At 66.0% G+C, this 18012-nt stretch carries 16 protein-coding genes; 9 read left to right on the top strand and 7 right to left on the bottom strand.

What is annotated here, in order from left to right; all coding sequences use genetic code 11:
* Positions 1–9: 9 nt before the first annotated feature.
* Complete coding sequence (locus FJ953_RS06875) at positions 10–1158, bottom strand: Gfo/Idh/MocA family oxidoreductase (protein WP_140623675.1); 1149 nt, start codon at positions 1156–1158, stop codon at positions 10–12.
* Positions 1159–1333: 175 nt separating this feature from the next.
* On the opposite strand from FJ953_RS06875, the gene FJ953_RS06870 reads away from it, so the two are divergent.
* From FJ953_RS06870 to FJ953_RS06845, 6 genes are read left to right on the top strand one after another with little or no spacing between them, the layout of a single operon-like run.
* Positions 1334–2155 (top strand): sugar phosphate isomerase/epimerase, encoded by an 822-nt coding sequence (locus FJ953_RS06870; protein WP_140555540.1) that lies wholly within the window; start codon positions 1334–1336, stop codon positions 2153–2155.
* A 4-nt stretch (positions 2156–2159) separates the two neighbouring features.
* Positions 2160–3236, top strand: a complete 1077-nt coding sequence (locus FJ953_RS06865; protein WP_140623673.1) for a Gfo/Idh/MocA family oxidoreductase — start codon at positions 2160–2162, stop codon at positions 3234–3236.
* On the top strand, positions 3236–4057 hold the full coding sequence (locus tag FJ953_RS06860) for a sugar phosphate isomerase/epimerase (RefSeq protein ID WP_140623671.1): 822 nt from the start codon (positions 3236–3238) through the stop codon (positions 4055–4057). The genes FJ953_RS06865 and FJ953_RS06860 overlap by 1 nt, the downstream gene beginning before the upstream one ends.
* Positions 4054–4887, top strand: coding sequence for an alpha/beta hydrolase (locus FJ953_RS06855; protein ID WP_140623669.1), 834 nt, complete (start codon positions 4054–4056; stop codon positions 4885–4887). Before FJ953_RS06860 ends, FJ953_RS06855 begins: the two co-directional genes overlap by 4 nt.
* On the top strand, positions 4884–5606 hold the full coding sequence (locus FJ953_RS06850) for a ribulose-phosphate 3-epimerase (RefSeq protein WP_140623667.1): 723 nt from the start codon (positions 4884–4886) through the stop codon (positions 5604–5606). The genes FJ953_RS06855 and FJ953_RS06850 overlap by 4 nt, the downstream gene beginning before the upstream one ends.
* Positions 5603–6613, top strand: a complete 1011-nt coding sequence (locus tag FJ953_RS06845; protein WP_140623665.1) for an ROK family protein — start codon at positions 5603–5605, stop codon at positions 6611–6613. Before FJ953_RS06850 ends, FJ953_RS06845 begins: the two co-directional genes overlap by 4 nt.
* A 120-nt stretch (positions 6614–6733) precedes the next feature.
* On the opposite strand, the gene FJ953_RS06840 is transcribed toward FJ953_RS06845, so the two are convergent.
* A complete protein-coding gene (locus FJ953_RS06840) occupies positions 6734–8062 on the bottom strand; it encodes a dicarboxylate/amino acid:cation symporter (protein WP_140497716.1) in 1329 nt (442 codons plus the stop codon).
* A 323-nt stretch (positions 8063–8385) separates the two neighbouring features.
* Between FJ953_RS06840 and FJ953_RS06835 the strand changes: the two genes are divergently transcribed.
* From FJ953_RS06835 to FJ953_RS06825, 3 genes are all read left to right on the top strand, one after another.
* Positions 8386–10191 (top strand): sensor histidine kinase, encoded by a 1806-nt coding sequence (locus FJ953_RS06835; RefSeq protein WP_140623663.1) that lies wholly within the window; start codon positions 8386–8388, stop codon positions 10189–10191.
* Positions 10188–11579: a sigma-54 dependent transcriptional regulator gene (locus FJ953_RS06830; protein ID WP_140623661.1), complete on the top strand. Its 1392-nt coding sequence runs from the start codon at positions 10188–10190 to the stop codon at positions 11577–11579. The genes FJ953_RS06835 and FJ953_RS06830 overlap by 4 nt, the downstream gene beginning before the upstream one ends.
* Before the next feature lie 65 nt (positions 11580–11644).
* Complete coding sequence (locus FJ953_RS06825) at positions 11645–12073, top strand: GNAT family N-acetyltransferase (protein ID WP_140555529.1); 429 nt, start codon at positions 11645–11647, stop codon at positions 12071–12073.
* Here the strand turns inward: FJ953_RS06825 and FJ953_RS06820 are convergent, their stop codons facing one another.
* The 5 genes from FJ953_RS06820 to FJ953_RS06795 all read right to left on the bottom strand — a co-directional run bounded on the left by FJ953_RS06820 (position 12074) and on the right by FJ953_RS06795 (position 17954).
* Positions 12074–13189 (bottom strand): anhydro-N-acetylmuramic acid kinase, encoded by a 1116-nt coding sequence (locus tag FJ953_RS06820; protein WP_140623659.1) that lies wholly within the window; start codon positions 13187–13189, stop codon positions 12074–12076.
* On the bottom strand, positions 13189–14190 hold the full coding sequence (locus tag FJ953_RS06815; protein ID WP_140623658.1) for a serine hydrolase: 1002 nt from the start codon (positions 14188–14190) through the stop codon (positions 13189–13191). Before FJ953_RS06815 ends, FJ953_RS06820 begins: the two co-directional genes overlap by 1 nt.
* Positions 14191–14410: 220 nt before the next feature.
* A complete protein-coding gene (locus FJ953_RS06805; protein WP_140623656.1) occupies positions 14411–16159 on the bottom strand; it encodes an ABC transporter ATP-binding protein in 1749 nt (582 codons plus the stop codon).
* Positions 16156–16995, bottom strand: coding sequence for an ABC transporter permease (locus tag FJ953_RS06800; RefSeq protein WP_140623654.1), 840 nt, complete (start codon positions 16993–16995; stop codon positions 16156–16158). Before FJ953_RS06800 ends, FJ953_RS06805 begins: the two co-directional genes overlap by 4 nt.
* Entirely contained in the window at positions 16995–17954 is a 960-nt protein-coding gene (locus FJ953_RS06795; RefSeq protein WP_140555522.1) for an ABC transporter permease, read from the bottom strand. The genes FJ953_RS06800 and FJ953_RS06795 overlap by 1 nt, the downstream gene beginning before the upstream one ends.
* Positions 17955–18012 lie beyond the last annotated feature (58 nt).

Below are 18012 nucleotides of genomic sequence, written 5' to 3'. Positions count from 1 at the left end.
TGATTGCATCTAGGCGAGCAGGTCGCGCGCCTCGTCCTCCGAGAGTAGGGCCGGCTGGACGACATCGCCAGCAATGGCGACCGGGTTTTTCGTTTCGCCGGAGTGCAGGATCGCCTCCATGATCTCCAGCACATGCAGCGCCAGAGTGCCGGACGCGCGGGGCGTGGCACCTGTCGCGAGCGAACGCACGAGGTCGGCGACGCCGAGCATGCGATAGTTGGCGCGGTCGGGCGCGGCATAGGGCCAGTTGCGGGCGCCGTAGAGTTCGCCCTCGCTGGGGAAATCCTTCCACTCGGCGCCGCGCTCGGACAAGGACACGGTGCCGCCGAACGTGTCGGGGTCGGGCAGGCGCAGCGAGCCCTCCGTGCCGTGCAGTTCGATCGGATGGTTGGAGTGCTTGAAGACGTCCCATGAGGCGCCGAAGGTGACTGTCGCGCCTGACCGGAATTCGAGCAGCGACAGCACGTTGGTCGGCGTGCCGACCTTGAAGGTCGTGTTCTTGAACGGTCCCTCGGCTGATATCAGCCGCTCCTGCTGGCCCAGCGTCGCCATTGCCATGACGCGTTGGACGGGGCCGAGCAAATTGACCAGCATGGTCAGATAGTAGGGGCCCATGTCGAACACCGGGCCGCCGCCCGGCTGGTAGTAGAATTGCGGGTTGGGGTGCCAGTGCTCCATGCCGCGGCCCATCATGAAGGCGGTGCCGGTCACGGCGCGGCCGATGGCGCCATCGTCCATCAGGCGGCGCGCCCGCCGGCCGGCGGCGCCGAGGAAAGTGTCGGGGGCCGAGCCGAGCAGCAGCCCCCGCTTGGCCGCCTCCGACACCAGGCGGCGCCCGTCGCTGGTCGAGGTCGCCAGCGGCTTTTCGGTAAACACATGCTTGCCCGCCGAAAGCGCCGAAAGCGAGACCTCGAAATGTGCAGCCGGGATGGTCAGGTTGAGGACGAGATCGATCTCGGGATCGCCTAGCATCGCATCGACGCCGAGCGCACGAATGCCATATTCCTTGGCGCGCAAGGCAGCCATCTCGGCCGAGATGTCGGCGCAGGCGCGCAACTCGATGCCGCCGAAAAGCGCGGCATTGCGCAGGTAGGTCATCGAGATGTTGCCGCATCCGACGACGCCGATCCCAAGCTTCGTCTTCGATTGTCCGTGCATTTTCTTGTCGTTCCTCCGATGCGGCCACGCTCTGCCCGATCCGTTGCCCGCCAATGGATCATTCCTCGCAGCCGCTATACAACATATTGAATATTGACGCGCGTAAAATTTTTATAGACCATGCGGAACCCAGGGGCGCCAAGGAAACCCAGGGCGGCGTCAAGGAATGAACGACATGACGAAGACGAAGCTCAAGATCGGCTGCCAGACCTTCACCTGGGAGATGCTCGGCAAGGCCTGGACCGGCGGCCCCGACGATCTCCTGAAGGCGATCGCCGATGGCGGCTATGCCGGCATCGAGATCACCGACACCATGATCGGCCGCTATGCAGGCAAGCCGACGGAGTTCGCCGCGGCGCTTGGAGCATCCGGCCTGACGCTGGTCTCCTTCGCCTTCGGTTCGAAAAGCGGCTTCACGCTGAAGGACGAGATCGGCGCCGATCTCGAAACCGCGAGGCGCTGGATCGATTTCGCTGCCGCGTTCCCAGGTGCGCTTGTCTCGATGGGCTCGGCGACCGTCGTCTCCAACGGCTCGCGCGACGACAAATTCGCTATCGCCGCGGAGGTCTACAACAGGGCCGGCGAGCTCGGGCGCAAGGCCGGCGTCCAGGTCGCAGTGCATCCGAGTTCGCACCACAACACGCTGCTGTTCGACCGCGCCGACTACGACGCGATCTTTGCCTTGCTCGAACCCGACCTGGTCGGCTGGGTGCCCGATACCGGCCACATATTGCGCGGCCACAAGGACATGGCCGATACGCTTACCACCTACCGCGACCGCATCCGCTACATCCATCTGAAGGACGTCGACGCCAAGGGCGATTGGGCGATGCTGGGTAAAGGCGTCTGCGACACGCCTGAAGTGATCGAGATCGTCGGTGCGGCGCCGCGCTTCAACGGCTGGCTGGTGCTTGAAGAAGAATCCGACACGGCCGCGGCCGATCCTGCCGGCGCGGTCAAGACCAACCGCCAGACGATGCGCGGCTACGGGGCCTGAGACGATGATCGGGAAACAGGACAGGCGCCTCAGGGTCGGCGTGCTCGGCTGCGGCCCCATCGCGCAGTTCGCGCATCTGGAATCCTGTGCAAAGGCCAGCAATGCCGACCTCTACGCCATTTGCGACGCCGCACCCGACCTGCTCGCCCGCATGGGCGCCACCTACGAGCCGCGGAAGATGTATGCCGACTATGACGAGATGCTCGCCGATCCGGAGCTGGAAGCGGTCATCGTCGCCACCTCGGACGCCTATCACGTGCCGATGTCGATCAAGGCGCTCGACGCCGGCAAGCATGTGCTGTGCGAAAAGCCGATCGGAACTTCGGTCGAGGAAGGCGAGGCGCTGGCGGCGGCGGTGAAACGCTCCGGCAGGATCCTGCAGGTCGGCCACATGAAACGCTTCGATCCGGCGCTGGAGGCGGCGCGCGACTTCGTGCGCGACGAAATGGGCGAGGTGCTGGCGCTGAAGGCCTGGTATTGCGATTCCACCCACCGCTACACCAATACGGATGCGGTGCAGCCGCTGCCTGTCACCAGCAAGCTGGCGAAGAAACCGTCCGGCAATCCGAAGGCGGATCTCCGGCAGTATTTCATGCTGGCGCACGGCTCGCATCTGGCCGATACGGCCCGCTTCCTCTGCGGCGAGATCACGGCCGTACGCGCCCGTCTCAACGAACGCTTCGGCGCCTATTGCTGGTTCGTCGAGACCGAGTTCGCCAGCGGCGCGCTCGGCCATCTCGATCTCACCGTCGCCGTACGCATGGACTGGCACGAGGGTTTCCAGCTCTATGGCGAGAACGGCTCCGTCATCGCCAAGACGTTCAATCCCTGGTACTTCCGCGCCAGCGAGGTCGATATCTTCCATGAGAAGGACGCGACCTCGCGAAAACCGCTCGGCGCCGACGGCCATTTCTTCCGCCGCCAGCTGGAAGGTCTCGCCGACACGGTGCTGAACGGCGCGCCGATGCGCGGTGCCAATGTCGAGGACGGCATTGCCTCGATCCGCGCCATGGTCGCCATTGCCCGCTCCGTCGAGACCGGCGAGCGGATCGAGCTCGCTTCGGCCTCGGGTGCGGTCTGATGCGTCTCGGCATCTTCGCCAAGACCTTTGCGGGCACCGAGCCGGCTGTTGTGCTGGAAGCAGTGCGGCAGGCGGGCTATGAGACGACGCAATTCAATCTCGCTTGCGCCGGCCTGCCGTCGATGCCCGATGCGGTGCCGGACGCAGCCATTTCGGCCATTCGCGCCGCCGCCCGATCAACAGGCGTATCGCTCGCCGCCCTGTCGGGCACCTACAACATGGCGCATCCAGACAAGGCGGTGCGCGATGATGGTCTTCGCCGCCTTGCCGTCGTCATCGATACAGCCGCCGCCCTCGACATTCCGCTGGTCACGCTCTGCACCGGCTCGCGCAATGCAGCCGACCAATGGGCCTATCATCCCGACAACGCCACACCGGCCGCCTGGTCCGACATGGCCACTGAGATGGAAAAGGCGCTGGCGCTGGCCGAAGGCGCAGGCGTCGATCTCGGCATCGAGCCCGAACAGGCCAACATCGTCACCTCGGCGAAGGATGCCACCCGCTTGATCGCCGACATGGGCTCGAAGCATCTGAAGATCGTGCTCGATCCGGCGAACCTGTTCGAGCATACGACGCCGGAGGAGGCGCGCGCCATCGTCGCGGCGGCGATCGACGAGGCCGCTGCCCATATAGCCATGGCGCATGCCAAGGACCGGCATGCCGACGGCCGCTTTGCCACAACAGGGGAGGGCATTGTCGATTTTCCGGATTTCGTCGCGCGGCTGAACACCGTGAAATTCGATGGCCCGCTTGTCACGCACGGACTGTCGGCCGACGAAGCTCCCGCCGTTGCCGCCTTTCTGCGCCGCCTGCTCCGATGAGCGTCGCACCGACGACCATGCTTCGCGACGATGCGGCGCTTCGTGTCTTCGACACGGAGCAAGGCAGGCTTCCCGTCGTCTTCCAGCACGGTCTCGGCGGTGACGCCGCCCAGGTGGCGCAGAGTTTTCCCGACGGCCCGTCGCGACGCCGGCTCACCGTCGAATGCCGGGCGCAAGGCGGCTCCGGTGCCGGCCATAAGCGCCCCTTTTCGATCGCCATGTTCGCCGACGACGTGCTGGCCGCCGCCGATGCGGTCGGCATCGAACGCTTCGTCGCCGGCGGCATCTCGATGGGTGCGGCGATCGCGCTGCGCCTGGCCGTCCGGCATCCCGAGCGCGTCACCGGCCTGGTGCTGGTCCGGCCTGCCTGGGCCTTCGACGCGGCCCCTGAAAACATGCGTCCCTATGCGGAAGTGGCCGAGCTCATCCGAAACCGTCCGCCGAACGAGGCGCGCGCCGTCTTTGCCGCTTCGGCCACGGCCGCCCGGTTCCGCGCCGAGGCACCCGACAATCTGGCTTCCCTTCTCGGTTTCTTCGAGCGCAACAATGCAGCGGACTTCGCCGAAATGATGCAGGCAATCGCTGGCGATGGGCCCGGCGTTTCGCGGGCCGCAGCCTCTGCGCTCTCAATCCCCACACTCGTCGTCGGAAGCGGCGTCGACCTCGTCCATCCCTTGGCGACTGCCCGCGAACTGGTGAAGACAATCCTCAACGCGATCTTCACCGAGGTGACACCGAAGGCCACCGACAGGGATCGCCACTTCGCCGAAATCCGTGCCGCGATCGGCGGCTTTCTCGATAAAAATTTCAACAACCAGGACCAGTCATGATCTCGAAACCCCTGTCAGGCCCGGCCGCTATCGCCGCATTGCCGCGCGATCGTCTGATCGCTGAATTCTCGTCTTGGTCTGCCAATCTCGCCAATTTCGAGAGCGACTTGAAGCGCATCGAACCCTATGTCGACCTTCACCACATCGATGTCGCTGACGGCCACTTCGCGCCGTCCTTCCTGTTCTTCCCCGATCTGGTCGCCCGTATTGCCAAACTGACGGCCAAGCCCATCCATGTCCATCTGATGGTCGACGGGACAATCATCGAGGAACAGACGCGCCAATTCATCGAGGCCGGCGCCGACATGATCAGCGCCCATGCCGAGAATGGCGAAGCAGGATTGCGCGCTGTGCGGCTGGCGCGCGAACTTGGCGCCGAAGCCGGCGTCGTGCTGCGGCTGGAAACGCCGGTCGAAGCGGTGAGGCCCTTCGTGTCCGAAGTCGCGTTCGTCACGCTTCTGGGAACCGCGATCGGCGTCAAGGGGCAAGGCCTTTCGGAGAAAGCCTGCGACAGGTTGGTTGAGGCCCGCGCCATCCTGCGCAAGACCGGACGCGAGGCGGACGTGGTTCTTGCCGCCGACGGCGGCATCCGCCATGAGACCGTGCCGCTGCTGCGTGCCGCGGGTGCGGAGACCGTGGTTCTTGGTTCGCTCGCCTTCGGTGACAAGGATCTGGCCGGCCGCATCGGCTGGCTGCACGGGCTGAAAGTCGCGGCATGAGCAACGAGGCCGCTCTCGCGATCGATCTTGGCGGCACCGAGCTTCGTGCCGCCCTGGTCGACCATGATGGCAAGATACTGGCATTCGCGGCGGTGCCGACACAGGCGCAGGCCGGTCCCCAAGTGGTGATCGGCCAGATCGAGGCTCTCGCCGCGACCATCCATGCCAAGGCGCCGGCCCTCGCCATCCTCGGTGTCGGCGTCGGTGCGCCGGGACCGCTCGATCCGCTGGCCGGCATCGCCGTCGGGCCGCCGACGCTCGCCGGCTGGCTGGACGTGCCGCTCGCCGACATCCTCGAGCGGCGGCTCGGCTTGCCGGTGCGGCTGGAGAACGACGCCAATGCCGCGGCACTTGGCGAGTGGCGCTTCGGCGCCGGCCACGGTGCCCGTTCGCTTGTCTTCGTCACCGTCTCGACCGGCATTGGCGGCGGCGTCGTCGTCGACGGGCGCATCCTGCACGGCCGCCGCGGCCTTGCCGCCGAGATCGGCCATATGACCATCACCAATGAAGGCGAGCGCTGCATGTGCGGTGTCGTCGGCTGTTTCGAGGCCATCGCCTCGGGCACCGCGCTCGGCCGCCGCGCCAATGCCGCGACGTCGGCCTTCGACGGCTCGACGCTGCGCCGCCTCTCGGCTAATGCCGAGGTGACGGGCCGCCATGTCGTCGATGCAGCGCGGCTGCAGGACGATCTCGCCCTGGCCCTGCTCGAGGAGGAAGCGCGCTGGCTGGGCGTCGGCTTCACCAACCTCCTGCATCTCTATTCGCCCGACGTGCTGGTCGTCGGCGGCGGCATCGCCAATGGCCTCGATCTGATGGCTCCGGCAATAGAGGCGACCATCCGCCAGCGCGCCATGCGCGCGTATCGCGACGTGCCGGTGGTTCTGGCCCAGCTCGGCCGCCACGCCGGGCTGATCGGCGCGGCGAGCCTTGTCCTGTTCGACGACGGCACAGCCCGCCTGCCTGTCGAAGGGCCAAGCAGATATCCCGGACACGAGGGCGGACACTGATGGTCGAGCTCAAGCTGCGCGGCGTGCGCAAGTCCTGCCGCCTCACACGGTGAACACACGAAAAATGGCCGGAGGCGGCGATGCCTCCGGCCATTTACTATCGCTGTGCGGCCGTTGTGATTACTCGGCTGGAACGATGTCCGCCGGCAGGCTGTCGTCGGCCGTTCCCGCCAGCGCCCTGGCCAGCTTGGCCTCGTCGAGCTCGCCTTCCCAGCGCGCCACCACCAGCGTCGCCACCGCATTGCCGACGAAGTTGGTCAGCGCCCGGCATTCCGACATGAAGCGATCGACGCCGAGGATCAGCGCCATGCCGGCAACAGGCACAGCCGGCACCACCGAAAGCGTGGCGGCAAGGGTGATGAAGCCGGCGCCGGTGATGCCGGCCGCCCCCTTGGAGGAAAGCATCGCCACCAGGAGCAGCAGGATCTGGTCGCCGAAGGAGAGGTGGATGTTGGTCGCCTGCGCGATGAACAGCGCGGCCAGCGTCATGTAGATGTTGGTGCCGTCGAGATTGAAGGAATAGCCGGTCGGGATGACCAGGCCGACCACCGAGCGCTTGGCGCCGGCCTTCTCCATCTTCTCCATCAGCGAGGGCAGTGCTGCTTCCGAAGACGAGGTGCCCAGCACCAGAAGCAGCTCCTCCTTGATGTAGCGGATAAGCGACAGGATGGAGAAACCGTTGTAGCGGCAGACGGCACCCAGCACGATGAACACGAACAGGAAAGCGGTCATGTAGAAGGTGCCGACCAGCATGGCGAGGTTGATGACCGAGCCGATGCCGTACTTGCCGATGGTGAAGGCCATGGCGCCGAACGCGCCGATCGGAGCTGCCTTCATCAGCACGCTGACCAGCTTGAACATCGGCGCCATCAGCGCCTGCAGGAAATTGAGCACCGGCGCGCCCTTGTCGCCGACCAGCGCCAGCGCAATGCCGAACAGCACTGAAAAGAACAGCACCTGCAATATGTCGCCGTCGGCGAAGGCGCCGACGATGGTCGTCGGGATGATGTTCATCAGGAAGCCGGTGACCGACTGGTCGTGCGCCTTGGCGGCGTAGCTGTTGACGGTCGCGGCGTCGAGCGTCGCCGGGTCGATGTTGAAGCCGGCGCCGGGCTGCACGACATTGGCCACGATCAGGCCAATGATGAGCGCCAGTGTCGAGAAGGTGAGGAAGTAGAGCATCGCCTTGCCGGCGACGCGGCCTACCTTCTGCAGGTCGCTCATGCCGGCGATGCCGGTGGCGACCGTCAGGAAGATAACCGGGGCGATGATCATCTTGACCAGCTTGATGAAGGCGTCGCCAAGCGGCTTCATGCTCTCACCGAGCGACGGATAGAAATGGCCGAGCAGGATACCGACGGTGATCGCCACCAGCACCTGCACGTAGAGTTGGGCGTAGAGCGGCTTGCGCTGCGCGGCGGGCGCGCGTGATTGGTCTGCCATGTGCATCTGCTATCTCCCTGGCCGGAGGGAACGGCACGCGCCGCCCCGCAAGACTTCTCCCATCGCGGCGCTCCGGTCGCTCGCCGCCGCCGAGAGTTTTGCAAGCGCCGTGCCAGATCGAGAAAAGGCCGGAACCCTGGATTTCCGGCAGTTTTGTCCCCGTTTCGATGGAGGCCTGTGCGGATTTCCGCACTCACCCTAGTTTGCCTGGGCGGAGTTTCGCATTACAGTGGCTGCTGAACAGCGAACGGTGGAGAGGGCAGACGCCGCAGGCAGACACCGATAGCGCATCCCCGGAGTTCGCCGGCCGCGACCTGCTGCGCGAAGCGATGGCCAGGCTGCGTGACGGCCGCTGGCTCATTCTCCTGGTCGCCGTGGCAATGCTGGCGGGAGCGGTCGCGATTGCCGGGCGCCTTGCCGCCAACCAGGCTGCCGGCGATCTGCGCGACGGAGCACTGGCAGCCTTGCCGCTGGCGGCGGGCACCTTGACCGGCGAAATCGAAAAGCAGCGTCTCGTTCCCTTGGTGCTGGCACGCGACGATGCCGTGCGCGACGCGTTGCGCCGGGCCGGCAAAACGCAAGAGACGGCGCTCGGCGACAAGCTCCGGGCCATTGCCGCCGACGCCTCGGCATCCGCCATCTATGTCATCGACACGGCAGGCATCGCGATATCGGCCAGCAACGCCGGCGAGCCGGGCAGCTTCGTCGGCATCGACTACAATTTCCGCCACTATTTCACCGACGCCATGACCAAGGGCGCCGCCAGCCAGTATGGCCTCGGCACGATCAGCGGCAGGCCGGGACTTTATCTCGCCAGCCGCGTCGACGACGGCAAGACGCCGCTCGGCGTCGCCGTACTGAAGGTCGAACTCGACGGCGTCGAAGCCAATTGGCGCTCCAGCGGCTTTGTCGTCTTCGTCACCGACGAGCGCGGTGTCGTGCTGGCGACCAGCCGGCCCGAGTGGCGGTTCCACGCGCTTGCGCCGCTCTCGGCCGCGGATGCCGCGACAGCTCACGAGCAGCTTCAACTCGCCGAAACCGGCTTCGAACCGCTGCCGATACGACGCGGTGCCGGTGACGGCCTGGCGACAATCGACAATGCCGGAAAATCGCGCCAGTTCGTCGAAGTGGCGCAGGACCTGCCCGGCGCCGTTCCCGGTTGGCGTCTGTGGCTGCTCACGCCTGCCGATGCCGCTTTGACGTCGGCCGCCAACACGGCACGCCTGACCACGCTGCTGGCGCTGCTGTTCACGGGTTTACTTGCCTACGTGCTTCTCAGGCGCCGCCGTGCGCGCCGCGTGAGGCAGGAAGCGCTGGCGCGCATGAATGCTGAACTGGAGAGCAGGGTAAGCACGCGAACGGCGGAACTGACCCGCTCCAACACCGCCCTTGCCGGCGAGATCGCCGAGCGCGAAAACGCCGAGGCCAAGGTCCGCCGACTGCGCGACGACCTCGCCCAGGCCAACCGGCTTTCCATCCTCGGCCAGATCGCCGCCGGCGTCGCGCATGAGATCAACCAGCCGGTGGCGGCGATACGCACCTACGCCGAGAATGCCGGCCGCTTCCTGCATGGCGACAAAGTCGAATCCGTCTCGGGCAACCTGACATCGATCGTGTCGATGACCGAGCGCATCGGCGCCATCACCAGCACGCTGCGCACCTTCGCACGGCGGCCAGGCGTCGCCGCCTCGCCATTGCCCGTGCGCGAAGCGATCGACGGCGCGCTGTCGCTCCTGTCCGGCCGCATCCGCGATTCCGGCGTGACCGTCGTCAAGCCGCGCGGCACCGCCTCGCCGACGGTCATGGCCAGCCGAATCCGGCTGGAGCAGATCCTGGTCAATCTCTTGCAGAATGCGCTGGATGCCCTGAAGGACCGGCCCGATCCGCGCATCGAGATCGAGCTTGCCGAGCGCGACGACAGGGTGCTGGTTTCGGTGCGCGACAATGGACCTGGCCTCGGGCCGGAAGCGGCCGGCAATTTGTTCATGCCGTTCCAGACCACCAAGGAAAAGGGGCTTGGCCTCGGTCTGGTGATCTCGCAGGAGATCGCCCAGGAACTGGGCGGCACGCTGCGCCTCGATCCGGGCAGCACGAAAGGCGCATCCTTCACCATAGATCTGAGGCGAATTGAATGACTGAGGGATCAGGGCTGGTCGCGCTCGTCGAAGACGACGCGGATCTGCTTCACGCCACCACGCAATTGCTCGAGCTTGCCGGCTTCGGCGTGATCGCGTTCAAGGCCGCGGAGGCAGCGCTTGCCGCCGTCGACCGGGATTTCCAGGGCGTGGTTGTCAGCGATATCCGCATGCCCGGCATGAACGGCTTGCAGCTGTTCGATCGGATCAGGGCGATCGACATCGACATACCGGTGATCCTGGTCACCGGACATGGCGATATTGATCTCGCGGTGGCCGCGCTCAAGGACGGCGTCTACGATTTCATCCCGAAACCCTATGCCGGCGAACGCCTTGTCGAGGCGCTGAATCGGGCCGGCGAAAAGCGGCGGCTGGTGATGGAGAACCGGCGGCTGCACGAGGCCGCCGCGCAGGCCGCCGACGGCCTGCCGCTGATCGGCGAGGCGCCCGCCATCCGCCGCCTGCGCGAGACCTTGCGTCAGATCGCCGACATGGATGTCGACGTGCTGGTGGAAGGCGAGACCGGCACCGGCAAGGAGGTGGTGGCGGATCTCCTGCACCGATGGGGCCGGCGCCGCGCAAAGCCTTTCGTGGCGCTGAATTGCGGCGCTCTGCCGGAGACCGTCATCGAGAGCGAGCTGTTCGGCCACGAGCCGGGCGCGTTCACCGGGGCGCAGCGGCGGCGAATCGGTCGCATCGAGCATTCGAGCGGCGGCACGCTGTTCCTCGACGAAATCGAATCCATGCCGCCGCCGCTACAGGTCAAGCTGCTGCGGGTGCTGGAAACGCGCAGCCTCACCCCGCTCGGCTCCAACGAAACGCGCCGCCTCGATCTGCGGGTCGTCGCGGCAACGAAGGTCGATCTAGGCCGGCCGGACCAGCGCGGCGATTTCCGCGAGGATCTCTATTTCCGCCTCAACGTCGTGACGCTACGCATCCCGCCGCTGCGCGAGCGGCGCGGCGACATCCCGCTGCTGTTCGGGCATTTCCTGGGTAACGCCTCGCAGCGTTTCGGCCGTCCTGTCGCGGCCGTGAATGCCGCGGTGAGCGACCATCTCCAGTCGCATGACTGGCCCGGCAATGTGCGCGAGCTCGCGCATTTTGCCGACCGGGTCGCGCTTGGCCTCGGGCCCGACGAGGAGGCCAGGGCAACGTCCGCGCGCTTGCCGGAGCCCTCGGCGGCGCTGCCCGAACGGGTCGGCCGCTACGAGGCGCAACTCATCCGCGAGGCTTTGCGCGATCATGCCGGCGACGTGCGCGGGGCCATCGACGCACTCGGCGTGCCGCGCAAGACTTTCTATGACAAGCTCAAGCGCTACGGCATTTCCGCCTCCGAATTCCGCAATGGTGGCGCCCCGGACCAGCACCCTGTTCGGGGACGGATATAGGCGTTGCGCAGGCGCTCCGGCCTTCGTAACTCTGTTCATCTCCCGTTGCGCATTTCGGATGAGCCATGATCACGACACTTGAAACGACGGCAACCCCCTTGCCCGAGGAGCTCGCCTTTCTCGGCGAGCGGTTGATGGCGTTCAACGACGGCGATGTCGGCGCTTCCGAAAGGAAGGCCCTTGCGGTGTTCGTGCGTGATGAAGCCGGCGCGATTGTCGCGGGCACTTCGGGCTACACCGCCTGGGGCTGGCTCTACGTGCAATGGCTGTGGGTCGACGAAAGGCTGCGCGGTCGGCACATGGCCGGCACGATGCTGGACGCGGCTGAGAAGGAGGCGATGGCGCGCGGCTGCCAGAACGCCTGGATCGACACCTTCAACCCCAACGCCGCCAGGGTCTATCGGCGCCAGGGCTATCAGCCCTTCGGAACACTCGCCGATTTCCCCGTCGGCCGCAGCCGCGTCTTCCTGCAGAAAAAACTGTCGGCGGGCTGATCAACCGGCCAACCGTCCGCCGCGCATCGGCTGCGGCGCGCCCGTCGTGCTGGGGAAACTGATCGGCAGGCCGCGCAGCACGCGCACCGCCAAAAAGGCAAAACACTCCGCCTCCACCGCGTCGCCGCTCCAGCCGAGGCTTTCGGCCTGCACCACCTCGACACCGGCGCGGCTGGCGATCATTGCCATCATCGTCGGGTTGTGGCGGCCGCCGCCGCTGACCACCAGTCTTTTCGGCCGGCTCGGCAGAAGATCGAGTGCCTTGCCGACCGCGGCGGCGGTGAAGGCGGTCAAAAGCGCGGCGCCGTCCTCGGCGCTCAGGCCATCCGCCATGGTGGCGCCGAAGTCGAAACGGTCCAGCGATTTCGGATAGGGTTTGGTCAAATAGGGGTGTTGCAGCAGCTTGGCGAGCCGGGCTTCGTCGACCGTTCCCGCCCGGCCAAGCGCGCCGTCGCGGTCCATTTCGCCGAGCCCCTTCGACTTGATGAAATCGTTGAGCGGCGCGTTGGCGGGGCCGGTGTCGAAGGCAACGACATTGTCGCCGCCGTCCCACCAGGTGATGTTGGCGACGCCGCCGAGGTTGAGCACGGCCACCTCGCCGCTGGCGCCGGCGCTGCGCATCAGCGCGGTGTGATAGGCGGCCGCCAACGGTGCGCCCTGTCCTCCGGCGCGCATGTCGGCAGAGCGGAAATCATAGGCAATTTTGGTGCCGAGGATCGCATGCATCAATTCGCCATCACCGAGCTGCCGGGTCTGGCCGAGCCGGCCGATTTGCGGCGCGCGATGCAGTACGGTCTGGCCGTGGAAGCCGACGACGCCGATATCCGCCATCGTCATCCCATAACCTTCTACGAGCTCCTTGACCGCCGCCGATTGCGCGCGCGTCAGCGCCTCCTCGGCCTCGCGGAAGATCGCCGGCTCCGGTCCGGCAAAATTCCAGCCCCGCGCCTGCTTAAGCGTCTCTTCCAGCAGCGAGCGGATCGACGGGGGGTAGGGCATCAGCCGGTAGGTGCCGAAATCGTCGATGCGCTCGCCATCTGTCTTGATCAGGGCGACATCGATGTTGCCGTCCAGCACGGTGCCGGTCATCAGGCCGACGGCCCAGATGGATTCCATTATCGAACTCCATTGATGAGATCGCCGACCGCTTGGCGAAGCGCGACGATTCCGCTGTCGAAGTGACGTGTCGGATGGATCCGGTTGGTAAGCAAGGTCCAGGCCTTGCCTCTGTCGAAGTCGATCCACAGCCCCGTGCCGGTAAAGCCGGTATGGCCTATCGTTCCGGGGCCGCACAAAGCGCCGCCGGACCAGCCGTCATAGGGACGCTCCCAGCCATGGGTGCGGGTGGCGGACAAGGGCGTGCGCATCGGCGCGATCGACCGTTCGGATGCGCCGGTCAGCAGCCCTTGGGCGAAATCGAGCACCGAGGCGGCCGTGCCGAACAGGCCGGCATGGCCGGCGCCTTGCAACGCCGCGCAATTGTCGTCGTGAACCTCGCCGGACAGAACGCGATGGCGCCAGGTGCAGTCTTCTGTTGCCGCGGCGAGATCTGGCTCGGCAGACCACGCAAAGCCCGGGCCGGGCTCCATGTCGCGGATGCTTTTTCCCGACAGCCGTTCGAGCGCAAAGCCGAGCAGGATGAAATTGATGTCGGAATAGACCGGATCGCGGGCCCGCCATTCCCGTTGCAGGATGAAGGCGCGCAGCAAGTCGGGGTCGCGCCCGTAGGTGTAGATCGGTTCGACGGCCGGGAAGGGCGTCTGGTGCCCGAGGCACTGGCGAAACGTCACCTTCCGCTCCCAGGCACTCGCGTCATATTGGCGAAGGTCCGGCAGCACCGAGACGAGTGGTGCGTCGAGATCGATGGCACCGTCCTGAGCCAGCGTCAGAATGCGCGGCGTGGTGAAGATCACCTTGGTCAGGGATGCCAGGTCGAACCAGCTCTCCTCACGCATCGGTCGCTGCTTAGGCACGAGTTGGGCTGAGCCGATCGCCCTGGTGATGCGGTCGCCATTCCTGTCAACGATGCCGAGCACGCCACCGGGGATGCGCTTGGCGGCAACTGCCGCTGCGAGTGGTTGGAACGCGCGGTCGAAGATCTGGGCGAGGTTGGTCAATGCGGGCCTCCTGAAAGGCCGAGTTCCGTCACACCCCCCTCTGCCCTGCCGGGCATCTCCCCCGCAAGGGGAGAGATTGGCAGAGTTGATGTCCCGCCAGCCTTCCACCATTGGAGATTGGCGAAGGCCGAGGCGACATCCGATCTCCCCCCTTGCGGGGGAGATGCCCGGCAGGGCAGAGGGGGGTGCTGTCCCGCCAACCTGAGATATCCGAGGGCCATCACGCCTCCACCCTCGCCACATGATCCCCGCCAAACCGCTCCCATCTCGCCGGCGCCGGCTCAAACCCTTGCGGGCGCACCAGGGAAGGCACCTGGCGTGTGTCGACCTCGAAACGCTCATGCCGCCGGTCGATGGCCGGAACCGCTGATATGAGCTTCTTCGTGTAGGAATGTTTCGGCGCCGACAGCACCGAGGCCGCGTCTCCGATCTCGACGATCTGGCCGGCATAGATGACGGCGATGCGATGAGCGATCCGCTCGACGACAGCCATATCGTGTGAGATGAACAGATAGGCCAGCCCGAACTCGCGCTGCAGGTCGACCAGCAGCTCCAGCACCTTGGCCTGAACCGAAACATCGAGGGCGGAAACCGCTTCATCCAGAACGACGACCGACGGGTTGAGCATCAGCGCGCGGGCAATGCACAGCCTTTGCCGCTGGCCTCCGGAGAATTCGTGCGGATAGCGCTGCAAACTGTTCTGCGGCAGGCCGACGCGCTCCAGCAGGCTCGCCATCCTGGCTCGCGTTTCGGCATCCGCCCGGCCGCCATTGGCGATCACCGGCTCCGCCAGGATGCTCTCGATGCTCAGCCGCGGGTTGAGCGAAGCGTAGGGATTCTGGAAAACCATCTGCACGGGCTTGGCGCTGTGCTTTGCCGTGGCCGTTGGGGCGCCGACCGAGAAGCTGCCGCGCGTCGAGCGCACCAGCCCAAGGACTGCTTTCGCGGTGGTCGATTTGCCCGAACCGCTCTCGCCGACAATGGCCAGTGTCTCTCCCGGCATCAGGTCGAAGTCGATGCCATCCACGGCGTGCACCGCGCCGCTGGCATGGCTGAAGAAACTGCTCCTGAGCGGAAATCGCACCACCAGGCCGTTGACTTTCAGGGCCGGGTCCGTCCTTGCGTTCTTGTCGCGCTGCCCGTCCATGCGTGTCGCGCGGCCGTGGGCGAAATGCGGCACATCCTGCAACAGATGCTGCGTGTAGGCGTGCTGCGGCCTGTCGAGGACCTGGTTCAGTTCGCCCTGTTCTACGGCCTGCCCGTTCTGCATCACCATCACCGTGTCGGCGATCCCGGCGACAAGGCCGATGTCGTGGGTGATGAAGATCATCGACATGCCGCTTTCCTGCTTGAGCTCCGCAAGCAGCGCCATGATCTGCGCCTGTACCGTCACATCGAGCGCCGTGGTCGGTTCGTCGGCGATCAGCAGACGCGGATTGCAGGCGAGCGCAATGGCGATCATCACCCTTTGCAGCATGCCGCCCGACAGCTGGTTGGGTGTGTATTTCAGCCGCCTTGCCGCATCGGGGATGCGCACTCGGTCGAGCGCGTCCCTGGCCGCCGCCGTGGCCTGCCGGCCGGTCAGGCCGCGATGCAGCCGGAAGGATTCCTCGATCTGCGTGCCGATCGTCAGCACAGGATTGAGCGAGGTCATCGGCTCCTGGAAGATCATGCCGATCTCCGCGCCGCGAATGCCGGCCAGTTGCGGCTCGGTCGCGGTCGTCAGGTCGAAGAGACTGCCGTCGGCCCGTTTCAGCGTCATGGCGCCGCCGGTGATGCGGCCGCCGCCGAAATCGATGAGACGGTTGATCGACAGCGCGGTGACCGACTTGCCCGAGCCGCTTTCGCCGACGATGGCCAGCGTTTCGCCGTCGGCGAGGTCGAAGCTGACGCCGCGCACCACCTCATTGGCTTTCGGGTCGCGGCCGAAGCCGACGTTCAGGTCGCGGACCGACAGAAGCGGGATCATGCGAGCGCTCTCCGCATCCTCGGATCGAGGATGTCGCGCAAGGCGTCGCCCAAGAGGTTGAAGCCCAGAATGCTGATCATGATCGCCAGGCCGGGGAAGATCATCAGCCATGGGGCGGTTTCCATCAGATTGCGGCTGTCGCTCAGCATCAGGCCGAGCGAAGCGGCCGGCGGCTGCGTGCCGAGACCGAGGAAGCTCAGGCCGGCCTCGGTCAGCAATGCCCAGGCGAGCGCCAGCGTCACCTGGATGGTCAGCGGCGCGACCAGATTGAGCAGCAGGTGCCGCGTGACGATGTAGCTGGAGCTGCTGCCGAAGGTGCGCGCGGCGTCGACGAATTCGCGCGCTTTGAGCGACAAAGCAGGGCCGCGCACCACTCGTGTGAAGATCGGCGTATAGACGATGCCGATGGCGACCACGCTGGTCCATGTGCCCGGTCCGGCAACGGTGACGATCAGCAGCGCCAGAAGAATGGCAGGAAAAGCCAGCAGCACATCCATGATCCGCATCAGCACGCCGTCCCAGCGACGCCCGAGCCAAGCGGCGGCGAGCCCAAGCACGGTGCCGGCAAGCGCGGCGAAGGCGACCGAAAGAAAGGCAACGGTGAAGGACTGGCCGACGCCCGCCATCAGCCGGCTCGCCACGTCGCGGCCGAACAGGTCGGTGCCCATCCAGTAGGCGGCACTGGGCGCGTGCAGCCGGTCGATCCGGTATTGCGTGATCGGATTGTGCGGCGTCAGTCCAAGCAAACCGAGGATGGCGACCAGGAGATAGACGCCGACGATCACGCCGCCGATACGACCGCTGCCGTGCCCGAGGATGGCGCGCAGCATGCGCATCACTGCTCGCCCAGCCGGATGCGCGGATCGAGCGCGACATAGGCGAGGTCGACCAGGAGATTGACGATCATGAAGTTGAAGGCGATGAACAGCACGCTGCCCTGCACCAGCGCGTAGTCGCGCTGGAGGATGGCGTCGAGCACCATGCGGCCGAGACCGGGCAGGGCATAGATCTGCTCGACGATGACCGCGCCGCCCAGGAGATAGCCGAATTCAATGCCGCTCAGCGTCACCACGGGGATCAGCGCGTTGGGCAGCGCATGCCGCCAGATGACGCTGCGCGCCGAGGCGCCCTTGCTGCGGGCGGTGCGCACATAGTCGTCGCTCAACACGTCGAGCATGGCCGAGCGCGAGATGCGGGTGACCGATGCGGCGAAGGCGAAGCCGAGCGTGATGGCAGGCAGGATCAATTGGCTGAGATTGCGCAAGGGATCCTGCCAGAGCGGCGCGAATTCGCCCATGGCCGGCAGCACGCCGAAGCCGGCCGACAGCGCGTAGATGATCAAAAGGCCGAGCACGAAGCTCGGCGTCGACTGGCCGATCATAGCGACGACGCGCACACCGAGGTCGGACAGTTTCTCACTATGCGTGGCGGCGTAGATGCCCGCCGGCATGCCGGCGGCGAGTGCGATGATCATCGACAGCACGGCCAGTTCCAGCGTCAGCGGGAAGCGCTCGAGGATGACGTCCAATACCGGCCTACCATAGGTGACGGAGATGCCGAAATTGCCGTGCAGGATGCCGCCGATCCAGCGCCAGTACTGGACGAACCAGGGCTGGTCGATGCCGAAATAGGCGGCGAGCGCATCGCGCTGTGCCGGCGTCAGCAGGCCGGCTTCGGTGCCCAGCATCGCGGTGATCGAATCGCCCGGCACCATCCGGATCGCCACGAAGACCAGGATCGACACGCCAAGCAGGACGAGAGGAAACGCCGCAAGTCGTCGCATCAGATAGTTCACGCGAAGAAGACCTCTCGTCTAGAGCATGATGCCGAGTGTGAAGCGGTTTTCGGACGAC

It is taken from the genome of Mesorhizobium sp. B2-3-6, from assembly GCF_006442305.1.
Lineage (GTDB): Bacteria > Pseudomonadota > Alphaproteobacteria > Rhizobiales > Rhizobiaceae > Mesorhizobium.
The sequence above is the reverse complement of the archived record's forward strand: the minus strand, read 5'-3'. Positions and strand labels throughout refer to the sequence as shown.